Below are 12,322 nucleotides of genomic sequence, written 5' to 3' on the forward strand. Positions count from 1 at the left end.
GGTGCTTCGGGGGCGGGGGCACTGTTTCACGTGGAACAGTGCCCCCGATGTGTGCCGTGCCGCTGCTGTCGTGCTGCCCGGCGGCCGCCGCGCTCAGTTCGTGCCGATGCGGGCCAGCAGGTCCACTATCCGGGCCTGCACCTCCGGGCTCGTCGAGCGCTCCGCGAGGAACAGGACCGTCTCCCCGGAAGCCAGACGCGGAAGTTCGGCCTCGTCGACGGCGGCGGTGTAGACGACCAGCGGGGTGCGATTCAACTGGCCGTTGGCACGCAGCCAGTCGACGATCCCGGCCCGGCGGCGGCGTACCTGGAGCAGATCCATCACCACGAGGTTGGGCCGCATCTGTGCGGCGAGGGTGACCGCGTCCGCGTCGGAGGCCGCCCGCGCCACCTGCATGCCCCGCCGCTCCAGCGTCGCGGTGAGGGCCAGCGCGATCTCCGCGTGCTCCTCGATCAGCAGGACCCGCGGCGGATGCTGCTCGGAGTCACGCGGTGCGAGGGCCTTCAGCAGTACGGCGGGGTCGGCGCCGTACGCCGCGTCCCGCGAGGCCTGTCCGAGGCCGGCCGTCACGAGTACCGGAACCTCGGCGGCCACGGCCGCCTGGCGCAGGGACTGCAGGGCAGTCCGCGTGATCGGACCGGTCAGCGGGTCGACGAACAGCGCGGCCGGGAAGGCGGCGATCTGTGCGTCGACCTCCTCGCGCGAGTTGACGATGACGGGCCGGTAGCCCCGGTCGCTCAGCGCCTGCTGAGTGGTGACGTCGGGCGCGGGCCAGACGAGGAGACGCCGCGGATTGTCCAACGGCTCCGGCGGCAGCTCGTCGTCCAGCGGCTGCGGCTGCGGCTGGTCGGAGACCTCCACCGCACCACCGGGGCCGTCGAGCGGCTCTGGACCTTCGTCGGCGTTCTCGTCCGGTGCTCCTATGGCGTACGAGCGGCCGGCGCCCTCGGAGGCCCCGCCCGGGCGCGCCTGCGCCGGTACGGGAGGGGCGGAGGGAGCGGTAGCGGGGGAGGGCGTGGGCGAGGGCGCCTGTGGGCCCGGCTGGGCCTGTCCCGGCTGAGGGTGCGGGCGCGCCGACGCCTCCTGACGCGCGGCCGGCTCAGGCGGCGTGCCCAGCTTGCGCCGCCGACCGGAACCACTGGACTGCTGAGGCGGCGGTGTGGCGCCCGGCTGGGGCTGGCGCGCGAACGGCACTCCCTGACCGAGCGTACGCACGTTGATCGCACGTCCCTGGGTCGAGTTGGGGTCGACGGGAGTGGCGGCCTCGGCGGGCAGCGGCTGTGCGACGCGTGCTGGTACCGGTTGTGCCGGTTGCTGCGGCGGTGCGGCCTGCTGGGGCTGTTCGGGCGGCAGCGGTGTACCGGCCCCCGACGTGTCCTGCGCGCCCGGCCAGGTCCGGGGCACGGGCGGTACGGCGCTTCCCGCGGCCGGTGCGTCGCCTGCGGGAGCGGCCGGCCCGGGGACGGCCTGGGCGGGGCCGGTCACTCCGGGAGCGCCCTGGGCTGCGGGGCCGGGCTGAGCCAGTGGGGCCGGAGCGGGTGCGCCCTGGCCGGGCACCTGGACGGCGGCGGGGGCGCCGGTGACGCCTTGAGCGGGCACGGGCTGGGCGGCGGCCGGGATGCCCTGGGCGGGCACCGGCTGCTGTGCCGGGACGGGCTGTGCCGTCCCCGGCACGCCCTGGGGAGGTACGGGATGGGGCGGCACGGCGTGGGGTGCGACCGGCACGCCCTGGGCGGGCACGGGCTGCTGTGCCGGGGCGACGGCGGGCTGCTGCACGGGGCCGGGGGCGCCGTGTGCGGCGGCAGTCTGCGTGGCCGGAGCGGCGACGTCCTGCGGAGCGACGGGCTGTCCGGGAACGGGCTGCCCGGGAACCTGCTGTCCCGGAACCTGGTGTACGGCAGCGGGCCGGCCGGGAACGGGCTGCCCCGGAGCAGGCTGTCCGGGAACGATGTGCCCAGGGACGGGGTGAGCGGGCTGCTCGGGGGTCGGCAGCGCCTGCGCCGGTTGCCCGGGACCGGCCTGTACCGGAGCGACTGCGGGGTCCGGCACGCCTGTTCCCGTACCTGTACTCACGCCCGTACCCGTACTCACACCGGGAAGCGCCGCCTGGCCGGCCGGAACCTGGTCGGCCGGAACCTGGTCGGCAGGAACCTGGCCGGCAGCCGACTGGCCCGCCGGGACGGCCTGGGGAACGGTAGCGGCCCCCTGAACCGGAGAACCGGGTGTGGCGTCGCCCTGGACAGGACCCTGGGCCGGGACTCCCTGAGCGGCGGCGGGCGTCATCGTCGCGTCGTCCTGCTCCGGGGCGGGACGGGCCCGACGGCGGCCCGTCGGCGCGGTCACGGGGTGCGGCTGGGGCGGCGTGTGGACGTCCGCCGGGTCCTGCAGCGCCGCATCATGACGCCCGTCGCCGGTCTGCCCGGAGCCGTGCACAGGCACAGCACCTGCACCGGCACCAACGGCTTGACCGGGAGGGACAGGAGCCGTGCCGAGCCCGGGAGCCACGCCCTGCCCGGAAGCCGGGCCCTGCCCGGGCGTCATGGCGGCACCCGGAGCCATGGCCGCGGCGTTCGCAGGAACCGCTCCCGGAGGCACACCGGGTCCGTCGGCGGTCGGAACCGCGGGCGCACCGGGCAGGCCAGGCCCAGGGGCAGGCACCGCGGGCGGCTCGGCCACAGGAGTCGGCGCGCCCACGCCCGTGCCCGGAACCGGAGCCGTGCCCGGAGCCTCGTACCCGGCGGAAGCCGCCGTCCGATCGGCCGCCGCGGGCGGCAGCGCGAAGACGGCGCGCCCCGCCGACTGCTGTTGCTGTTGCTGTGCGGCGGCGCGCTCTTCGGCTTTGGCCAGGGCCCGACGGCGCCGTCCGGTCGGCTGGGTCTGCGCCGCGTCTCCCGTACCGGAGGCTCCCTGCTCGCCCTGGAGCGCGGGCAGGGCAGGCGGCAGCGCGTGCTGCTCGGCGCCGCCGTGCCGTGCGCGCCGTCCGCCGGGCGCGGGCACACCCTGCGGAGGCACCGTCTCCCCCAGCCCCATGGCAGGGGCGCCCGCCGCATGCTCGGCGGCGGTGACGACCGCGCCCTCGGCGACGCCCTGGGCACCGTTCTCCGCGGGACTCGGCCGCCCTCGGCGTCGTCCGTTGCCGCCCGTGTCAGCGACGGCAGCACCATCACCGGCATCGCCGACAGCACCGTCATCACCACCGGTCCCATCGGGCTCACCGGTCCCACCAGCTTCAGCGGCTCCACCGGCGTCCGTTCCGCTTCCGGCAACCGGGGCGCCCTCGCCCTGCGCGTGACCCGGTACGGGCTCCGCGTCCGCGGCTTCCGCACGTCGCCTGCGCCGCCCGGTGGGTGCGGCAGCCGCCGCGGCCTCCGCCGGCTCGGCGCCCTCCCCGCTCCCCAGGAACGCGTCCACCGACGACCGCCGGGCCCGCCGCCGGCCGCCGGAGGCCTGCGCAGGGGCCGGCTCGGGCAACGCGACCTCCGCACCGATCCCCGCACCGGCTCCCGCCCCGCCGAGTTCCGCGCCGCCCGGCTCGGCGGCAGGGGCAGCGGGGGCGCCAGGGACAGGGGCAGCGGGGGCAGCAGGAGAGGCGGAGACAGCACCGGCCGCGGGCCGCTGCCGGTCCGTGACCGCACCGGCGCCGACACCGATCGGCACCTCCAGCACGTACGCGCTGCCGCTCATCCCCGGCACCTCGTGCGTCTGCAGCACCCCGCCGTGCGCCCGCACGATCCCGCGCACGATCGGCTGGTGCACCGGGTCTCCCCCGGCGTACGGGCCGCGTACCTCGATGCGGACGACCTCGCCGCGCTGTGCGGCCGCCACGACGACCGTGTTGTCCATGTAGCCGCCGGCGGAGACGGGCGAGTTGCCCGTGGCGTCGACGCCCGCGACGTCCGCGATGAGATGCGCGAGCGCGGCCGCGAGCCGCCGCTGGTCCACCTCGGCCTCGATGGGCGGCGCGTGCACGGCGAACTGCACACGCCCCGGCCCGATCAGTTCGACGGCCCCGTCGACACCGGCCGCCACGACCGCGTCGAGCATGACCGCCGTCCGTACGAGCTCGTCGTCGCAGGCGTCGAGGCGCTGGTAGCCGAGGACGTTGTCGATGAGCGTGGTGATGCGCGAGTAACCGGCGGACAGGTGGTGCAGGACCTGGTTGGCCTCGGGCCACAGCTGGCCCGCGTCGTCGGCGGCGAGTTTCCCGAGCTCGCCGCGGAGCTGCTCGAGCGGGCCGCGCAGGGAGTGCCCGAGCACGGCGAAGAGCTGCTCGTGCCGGGCGGCGAGCGCCTCGTAGCGGTCCTTCTCGCGCTCGCCGAGCGCCGCGTACCGCTCGTCGCCCGCCGCCAGTTCCTCCGCGTGCCGCTCGCGTAGTTCGTCGAGGTCCGCGGCGTGCTGCGCGCGCAGCTTCTCCAGTTCCTCGGCATGCTCCCGCCGGGCCCGCTCGAGCTCCTCGACGTGCTGGGCGGCCTCGGCCTTCAGTTCCTCGGCGAGCGCGTCGTACGGCCGCCGGTCGGTGAAGGTCATGACGGCGCCGACGAGCTGGTCCCCGTCGCGCACGGGCGCGGTGGTCAGGTCGACCGGCACCTTGTCGCCGCTCTTGGACCACAGCACTTGTCCGCGCACCCGGTGCTTGCGCCCGGAGCGCAGGGTGTCCGCCAGGGGCGACTCCGCGTACGGGAACGGCGAGCCGTCGTCCCGGGAGTGCAGTACGAGGGTGTGGAGCTCCCGTCCGCCGAGGTCGCTGGCGCGGTAGCCCAGTATCTGGGCGGCGGCCGGGTTGACGAGCACGATGCGCCCGTCGGTGTCCGTGCCCACCACGCCCTCGGCGGCGGCACGCAGGATCATCTCGGTCTGCCGTTGTGAACGCGCCAGCTCGGCCTCGGTGTCGACGGTGCCCGACAGGTCGCGTACGACCAGCATGAGCAGCTCGTCACCGGTGTAGCCGGAACTGTCGTACGCCTGCTGGCCGTTCTCCAGGTTCGCGCTGGTGACCTCGACCGGGAACTCGCTGCCGTCGGTGCGCCGGGCCGTCATGCGGGTCGGCTTGGTCCGCCCGCGCGGATCGATGGAGTCCGGGCGCCGCATGGAACCGGGGATGAGCCGAGAGTCGAACTCGGGCAGCAGATCGAGCAAGCCGCGCCCCACCAGGGCGGTCCCGGGCGCCTCGAAGGCCTCGAGCGCGATGGTGTTCGCGTTGACGACGGTCCCGTTGGCGTTGACCAGGACCAACGCATCGGGAAGCGCGTCGAGTATGGCTGCGAGGCGAGCAGCGCCTCGGGATGGCCTGCTGCTCACGAAACGCTTCCTCCCTGTTACCGCACCTTGCCGACCGCGGGGCCATCTTGCCAACGGGCCCGCCACGTGTCACGCGAGGGAGTCTACGGGCAGAGGTTGCGTCGGCGATGCCGGATGAGAGGCAGGTCGCACGCGGATCTCCGCACGCATGTGACCGGGGTGCGACCGTCCCGCGGTGGTGAACAGATGGTGAATCCACGGCTCCGCGCCTGTGACCGCGCGTTTCGCTCCGTGAGGATCACCGGCGGCCGCGGGCTGCGGGCGTACGTCGCGCGGAAGGTCGCGGGCGGTCGCCGGGCGGTGGTCGCCCGGCGGGTGGGTGACAGTGAGCCCGACGGGTGCCGAGCGCCCGACCCTGTTCTCCCGCCCGCCTCTTCCGTCTGCCGGTTCCTCACCTGTGCCTGTGGACGGCGGGCAGTACCGGCACGAGCGCGTCCCAGCGGGCGATCTCGCAGCCGTTCCTCCGGTCGAACGACGCGTCCACGGGGCGGCCGGCCCAGGTGCCGGTGATGCGCGCGGTGGCGGGCCCGCCGTACTGCATCGTGCACACGGTGCCGGGTGGCACGGGGGTGAAGGGGGACCTGCTCCAGGTGGTGTTCCGGTCGAGCCTGCCGCACGCCCCGCGCGCGTCCGGGTGACTCCCGCCATGGGGGTGGCACTTCAGCTCGTACGTACCGTCGGCGCGGCCCGCGCCGCGGACGGTGACGGTCAGCCGGTCCACCGCGCCGGGCGTCGTGACGGGCGTCGTGACGGGAGCGGGCAGGGGCATCGCGACGGCGCCCTCGGCGTGCGCCACCGGGAATCCTGCCGACGCGAGGCCGGTGACCGCGGTGAGCGAGGCGGCGGCGCCGAGGAGGAGTCGGCGACAGACGGCCGGGACGACCGAGGAGGTGGCCACCGGTGACCGGAGCGGCACCGGTGACGGAGGAGGCACCGGCGACGGAGATGACGTCGGCGACAGGGGGGAGGCCTTCAACATGACCTGACTAACGTGAGGGCGCCCCAGCGGTTGCGCCCTGCCCCGCACGGCCTACGCCCCACAGCGACCCAACAGCGGTCCGGAGCGGCCGGCGGGTGATCCAGCGACGAGTCGAGGGCGGGCCGTGGGCGGGCCGGCGGACGTTCCCAGGAGTGATCCACAAGCACGGGGGGAGGGCTCCCCGCCCGGACGCTCCGAACCGCAATACGGCTTTGCCCTGCGGGCTCTTCGCCTAGTACCGTGGGAGGCGATTGGTGACACCGCGCTCGTCTGTGTCATCATCTGCACGCACCACTCGCGCTCGCGCGGGGGGTTGTGCTGGAGGCGTCGCCTAGTCCGGTCTATGGCGCCGCACTGCTAATGCGGTTTGGGCCTTAAAGCCCATCGAGGGTTCAAATCCCTCCGCCTCCGCACTCTGTTCGAAGCCCCGGTCGTTCACGACCGGGGCTTCGGCGTTTGCGGCCGACGAGGCCCTGTCGTCAGTGACCGGCCACGCATCGTACGCCGACGGTTCTCCTCCAGGGCTGGTCTTTCGGCCGGTTCCGGAGCTCACGAGGACGTCCGACGGTCCGGTCCACTCCGCCGTCCCCCGCCCCACCCATGCGCTGCCCTCCATGTTTCCGCAGGTCAGAGGGGGTGTGGCAATCGGATTTCGCCTCACGGCGACAGTCATGTAATGTTGTTCCCGCAACGCCGACCGGGCAGAAAAAACCGGAAGGAAGAGCGACTACAACAGAACACACAAGCACTCGTAGCTTAACGGATAGAGCATCTGACTACGGATCAGAAGGTTGCAGGTTCGAATCCTGCCGAGTGCACAGCGGACCAGGGGCCCTGTGGAGCGATCCACGGGGCCCCTGGCTCATGTCGTGACGACAGTAAGCCACGGCAACCGCTTCGGGGCCTGCGGTGGAGGGCTTGAAGCGGCCGTTGTGCTCAGACCAAGGTCGAAATGCAGAACGGGTGGCCGGCGGGGTCCAGCAGGACCCGCCACCTGTCGGGATCCGGTTGGAACTCGGGTGCGACGGCTCCCAGGGTGAGCAGCCGGGCCTGAGCGGCATCCAGGTCATCGACGCCCAGCTCGATGTGGGCCTGCTTCTCCTGGGTCGGGTCCGGCCAGGTGGGACGGCGGTGGTCGGTCAGCCGGTTGAAGCCCAGTCCGGCCGCGCCCTCCTGGCCGAGCAGGACGAAGTGGTCGCTGGAGTAGACGACGGGCAGGCCGAGAACGTCGCCGTAGAAGCGGGCCAGCTCGGCGGGGTCGGGGCAGTCGAAGGTGACGGCCGAGTAGCGGAACGTGGGTGCGGCAGGAGTTTCCGTGCTCATGGAGAGGACGCTACGGCGGGATGCGGACGGATCCGGTCCTGGTCACGTGGAAGACTGCAGCACGTGCTCAGCGCCTCCGCCCGCCTGCTGCGACTGGTCTCCCTGTTGGCCGCCCGGCCGTCATGGACTTCCGGTGAGCTGGCCGCGCGGATGACGGTCACCGAGCGCACGGTGCGGCGGGACATCGCCAAGCTCCGTGAACTCGGCTACGCCATCGAGTCCGATCCCGGGCCCTGGGGCGGTTACCGTCTCCGCGCCGGATCCCGGGTGCCGCCGCTGATCCTCGACGACGAGGAAGCACTCGCCGTGGCCGTCGGGCTGCGCGAGGCGGCGCTGAGCGGCGCTCTGGGAGGGGACCAGGCCGCCCTGTCGGCGCTGCTGAAACTGCGGCAGGTGCTGCCGCCGCGGATCGCGGGCCGGCTGGGCGAGATGGACGCCGCCTTCGTGCACACCCCCAGGCCCGACGAGCCGCAGATCACCCCCGGCATGCTGCTGGAGCTGGCCGCCGCGTGCCGTCGGGGTGAGCGCGCCCGGCTGGCGTACCGGGACTGGGAGGGAAGACCCACCGTCCGGGAGGTCGACCCGTACCGTCTGGTCCACACCGGCCGCCGGTGGTACTTCGTCGCCCGGGACGTGGCACGGGACCAGTGGCGCACCTTCCGGGCCGACCGGGTTGACCGGCTGCAGCCGACCGGGCACCCGGTGGAGCTCATCGACCCGCCTGACCCGGCGCTGCTCGTCTCCCGTTCCGTCGCGACCGGCCCTTACCCGCTCTACGCGACGATCCGCCTCCCGCTGCCCATGGACCGATCGCTGAGGCTGATCCCGTCGACGGTCGGCAGTCACCGCCCCGAAGGCCCCGACGCCACCATCGTCGACGTCGGCGGCCCCGACGCGGACGGACTCGCCAGGTATCTCCTCGGCCTGGGCACGCCCCTGCGCGTCCTCGCACCGGACGTCGTCCGGGACGCCCTGTTGCGCCGAGTCCGCGATCTCCTGCAGGACAACGCGAACGATCACTTGCCGGGATGACGTCGCTCACGCAAGCACCGGTCCGCTGAGCGTTGCCATCGGCCGTATCCGCTGGTCAGCGTGCGTTGTCAGGGGTGGGGCCTAGTCTCGTGGGCGATGGGACGGGTGGCATGGAGATGTACGGGGCTGCGGTGGGGCGCCGCGGGGCCCGTGCTGGTCTGGGCAGGAGGGCGCGGGAGCGCTCTGCCACGGGGGAAGAGGGTCGCCTTTGGGGTGGTGAGGGAGAAGGCGCGGGCGTGTGTCGGCGCGCGGGGGAACTCGTGTCCGGTTCGGGCCGAGGTCTCGGGGCGGAGTACCGGGGCGCGATGTGATGAGTGTGCGCGGCTGGACCGGGCGCATTCCGTGGCCGCCGACACCATGACGGACGATCCGCGGCCGTACCACGTGTATCTGGCGTGGTTCGGGCCCGGAATGGTGAAGGTGGGGATCACCGCGGTCGAGCGCGGGCACGCCCGGCTGCTGGAGCAGGGGGCCGTCTGTTTCAGCTGGCTGGGGCGCGGGCCGCTGATGGCCGCGCGGCGGACCGAGGAGGTGCTGCGAGCCGCGCTCCGGGTGCCGGACAGGATTCCGTACGCCGAGAAGAGGGCCGTACGGGCAGCCTTGCCGGCGGTGGGGGAGCGGGGAGCGGAGCTGGTGGAGCTGCACGGACGGGCGGTGGCGCTCGACGGCTGGCCGGAGTCGCTGGAGCGGTTGCCGTGCCTGCCGGTGGATCACGGCGAGGTGTTCGGGCTGGGCGCCCTGCGGAGCGTCGACGGGGTGGTGGGCGAGCTGGTCGCGGGCGGGGTCGTGGGCGGTGAGGTGCTCGCGGTCGCCGGGCCGGATGTCCATCTGGCCACCGGGCGCGGGGCCGTCGTCCTCGACACGCGGCTGATGACCGGGTGGGAGCTGACCGCGGTCGAGGGGAGCGACCGGGACGTCCGGGACGTACTCACCGTGCCCGTACGTGCCCTGGGAGGGGACGGAAGCGTCCAGCAGGGGCTCTTCTGAGGGTGGCGAAGGGCAGGGCGAAGGGCAGGGCGGGGGCGGCAGGAACCGGGGAGGGGTGGGAGGGAGGAGGGGAGGCGGTGCAGTCGGTGGAGGGAATCGGAGGAAGTCGGGGCGTGCGGCGGCTCGGGCTGCCCGGGGCACCCGCCGCCACCGCCCCCGCTCCCCGACCTTTCCAGCCCCACCGCCCCGGCAGACCGTTCCCAGCAGTTGCCTGAGAGGCGCCTGCGTGTTTCTCAGGGAAATCACAGGTTGTCGAAAGGGGGCTCTCAGAGGGGGGCGACAGGGTGTGCGGCATGGCCACGACCTCGCCCCAGGGGCGCACCGAACTGCTGAGGCCGGACGGGAGCCCCGTCCGAGTGCTTGTGGTGGACGACGAGCTGTCGATCACCGAACTGCTGTCCATGGCCCTCCGTTACGAGGGCTGGCAGATCCGCACGGCGGGGGACGGGCAGGGAGCGCTCCGGACGGCGCGCGAGCTCCGGCCCGACGCCGTCGTGCTGGACATGATGCTGCCGGACATGGACGGGCTGAGCGTGCTCGGGCGGCTGCGGCGTGAGCTGCCCGACGTGCCCGTGCTGTTCCTGACCGCCAAGGACGCGGTCGAGGACCGTATCGCGGGACTGACCGCCGGCGGGGACGACTACGTGACGAAGCCGTTCAGCCTGGAGGAGGTCGTCGCGCGGCTGCGCGGGCTGATCCGGCGGTCCGGTGCCGCGGACCGGCGCTCCGACTCCGTGCTGGTCGTCGGGGACCTCATGCTGGACGAGGACAGCCACGAGGTGTCGCGGGGCGGGGACAACATCCACCTCACGGCCACCGAGTTCGAACTGCTGCGGTTCCTGATGCGCAACCCGCGGCGCGTGCTCAGCAAGGCGCAGATCCTCGACCGTGTGTGGTCGTACGACTTCGGCGGCCAGGCCAACGTGGTCGAGCTCTACATCTCGTATCTGCGCCGGAAGATCGACGCGGGCCGGGAGCCGATGATCCACACGCGGCGCGGCGCCGGTTACCTGATCAAGGCCGCAGTGCCCGCCGCCGCATGAGCGGACGGCGACGGCCGCGGACGCAGGACCGGGCGCAGGGGCGACGGCAACCGCGCACGCTGCGAACGCGGCTCGTCGTCGCGTCCATGGTGCTGATCGCCGTGGTGTGCGCGGTGATCGGCACGGTGACGACCCTCGCGTTGCGGTCGCACCTGTACGAGCAACTGGACGGGAAGCTGAGAGAGGTCGCCGCGGCGGTGCGCGCGTCGGGCCCGCCCGGCCAGACGCAGGACGGGCTCCGGGGGCCCGGCGCCGAGCCGCTCGACATCGCCGGCTTCGTCACCCGCGGCCCGCTGCCCGGCCGTACCATCGCGGCGCGGGTGGAGGACGGCACCGTCACCGACGCCCAGTACGGCGACAAGTCCGACGCCTACGAGATGAGCGCCGAGGAGCTCGACGAGACCCAGATCTCCGTGCTCGGCGCCGTCGCCCGGGACGGGGCCGCGCACACCGTAGACCTCCCCGGCCTCGGCGAGTACCGCGTCACGTACACGACCGGCCCCAACGGTGACTACTACGTCGCCGTCCCGACCACGGACGTCGACAACACCGTCAACACCCTCGTCGTCGTCGAGGCCAGCGTCACCGCGGCCGGTCTCATCGCCGCCGGTATCGCGGGCTCGGTCCTCGTCGGGGTCGCCACGCGCCCGCTGCGCAAGGTCGCCGCCACCGCCACCCGGGTGTCCGAGATCCCGCTGCACTGCGGCGAGGTCGTCCTCAACGAGCGCGTCCCCGAGTCCGAGACCGATCCGCACACGGAGGTCGGGCAGGTCGGTGCGGCCCTCAACCGCCTGCTCGACCATGTGCACGGCGCCCTGCACGCGCGGCAGCAGAGCGAGATGCGGGTACGGCAGTTCGTCGCCGACGCGAGTCACGAGCTGCGCACCCCGCTGGCCTCGATCCGCGGGTACGCCGAGCTGACGCGACGCGGCCGGGAGGAGATCGGCCCCGACACGCGGCACGCCCTCACCCGCATCGAGTCCGAGTCCGGACGGATGACGCTGCTCGTGGAGGATCTGCTGCTGCTCGCGCGGCTCGACGCCGGCCGGCCGCTCCGGTTCGCGCACACGGACCTCGTGCCGCTCGTCGTGGACACCGTCAGCGACGCGCGCGCGGCCGGCCGCGGCCACACCTGGCGGCTCGACCTGCCCGACGAGCCCGCGCCGGTCGCGGCGGACGCGGCCCGGCTGCAACAGGTCCTCGTCAACCTGCTCGCCAACGCCCGTACGCACACACCACCCGGTACGACGGTCACCGCGCGGGTGCGGCACAGCGGGCCGTGGCTGTGCGTGGACGTCGAGGACAACGGGCAGGGCATCCCGCCCGAGCTGCTCCCGCATGTCTTCGAACGGTTCGCGCGCGGCGACTCCGCGCGCTCCCGCACCACCGGTTCGACCGGTCTCGGGCTCGCGATCGTGCAGGCCGTCGCCGCGGCGCACGGCGGTGCGGTGACCGTCGACAGCGTGCCCGGGCGGACCGTGTTCACGGTGCACCTGCCCGCGCTCGCCGTGCGGTGGCCCGAGCTCGGCGGCTCCCCGCGCGACCCCGGCCCCGGCCCCGCGTACGGCCGTGCGACGCCCGGAACATACCGGCAACCGGACTCACAGGCGCACCACAGTTCGACCACATGGGCACAACAGGGGGTCTGACGAGGGTTCGT

The 12,322-nt window shown here is 73.7% G+C and carries 7 protein-coding genes and 2 tRNA genes; 6 read left to right on the forward strand and 3 right to left on the reverse strand.

The features are described 5' to 3' along the window. Positions 1–93: 93 nt before the first annotated feature. Both IEZ04_RS24445 and IEZ04_RS24450 read right to left on the reverse strand, forming a co-directional pair. Entirely contained in the window at positions 94–5,298 is a 5,205-nt protein-coding gene (locus IEZ04_RS24445) for a hybrid sensor histidine kinase/response regulator (protein WP_189219094.1), read from the reverse strand. Between the two features lie 391 nt (positions 5,299–5,689). Then, positions 5,690–6,196 (reverse strand): SSI family serine proteinase inhibitor, encoded by a 507-nt coding sequence (locus tag IEZ04_RS24450; RefSeq protein WP_229821249.1) that lies wholly within the window; start codon positions 6,194–6,196, stop codon positions 5,690–5,692. Positions 6,197–6,597: 401 nt separating this feature from the next. On the opposite strand from IEZ04_RS24450, the gene IEZ04_RS24455 reads away from it, so the two are divergent. Next, positions 6,598–6,688, forward strand: a tRNA-Ser gene (locus IEZ04_RS24455). A gap of 334 nt (positions 6,689–7,022) precedes the next feature. Then, positions 7,023–7,095: transfer RNA gene (locus IEZ04_RS24460), tRNA-Arg, on the forward strand. Positions 7,096–7,213: 118 nt separating this feature from the next. Here IEZ04_RS24460 and IEZ04_RS24465 read toward each other — a convergent pair. Further along, positions 7,214–7,600: a VOC family protein gene (locus IEZ04_RS24465; RefSeq protein ID WP_189219096.1), complete on the reverse strand. Its 387-nt coding sequence runs from the start codon at positions 7,598–7,600 to the stop codon at positions 7,214–7,216. Positions 7,601–7,663: 63 nt separating this feature from the next. Here IEZ04_RS24465 and IEZ04_RS24470 point away from each other — a divergent pair, with 63 nt between their 5' ends. The 4 genes from IEZ04_RS24470 to IEZ04_RS24485 all read left to right on the forward strand — a co-directional run bounded on the left by IEZ04_RS24470 (position 7,664) and on the right by IEZ04_RS24485 (position 12,311). Further along, positions 7,664–8,632 (forward strand): helix-turn-helix transcriptional regulator, encoded by a 969-nt coding sequence (locus IEZ04_RS24470; RefSeq protein WP_189219097.1) that lies wholly within the window; start codon positions 7,664–7,666, stop codon positions 8,630–8,632. A gap of 96 nt (positions 8,633–8,728) precedes the next feature. Next, the gene (locus IEZ04_RS24475) at positions 8,729–9,619 is read left to right on the forward strand and encodes a DUF2797 domain-containing protein (protein WP_189219098.1); all 891 of its coding nucleotides are present in this window, start codon (positions 8,729–8,731) and stop codon (positions 9,617–9,619) included. 293 nt (positions 9,620–9,912) lie between these two features. Beyond that, positions 9,913–10,662, forward strand: coding sequence for a response regulator transcription factor (locus IEZ04_RS24480; protein ID WP_229821250.1), 750 nt, complete (start codon positions 9,913–9,915; stop codon positions 10,660–10,662). Then, positions 10,659–12,311 (forward strand): sensor histidine kinase, encoded by a 1,653-nt coding sequence (locus IEZ04_RS24485; protein WP_189219099.1) that lies wholly within the window; start codon positions 10,659–10,661, stop codon positions 12,309–12,311. Before IEZ04_RS24480 ends, IEZ04_RS24485 begins: the two co-directional genes overlap by 4 nt. The last annotated feature ends 11 nt before the right edge of the window (positions 12,312–12,322 follow it).

The organism is Streptomyces ruber, from assembly GCF_014648075.1.
GTDB lineage: Bacteria > Actinomycetota > Actinomycetes > Streptomycetales > Streptomycetaceae > Streptomyces > Streptomyces ruber.

What these genes read in the sequence shown, in the direction of transcription:
- IEZ04_RS24485 (WP_189219099.1), top strand. Translation starts at nt 10,659, where the DNA reads ATGAGCGGACGGCGACGGCCGCGGACGCAGGACCGGGCGCAGGGGCGA.
- IEZ04_RS24475 (WP_189219098.1), top strand. Translation starts at nt 8,729, where the DNA reads ATGGGACGGGTGGCATGGAGATGTACGGGGCTGCGGTGGGGCGCCGCG.
- IEZ04_RS24480 (WP_229821250.1), top strand. Translation starts at nt 9,913, where the DNA reads ATGGCCACGACCTCGCCCCAGGGGCGCACCGAACTGCTGAGGCCGGAC.
- IEZ04_RS24465 (WP_189219096.1), bottom strand. Translation starts at nt 7,600, where the DNA reads ATGAGCACGGAAACTCCTGCCGCACCCACGTTCCGCTACTCGGCCGTC.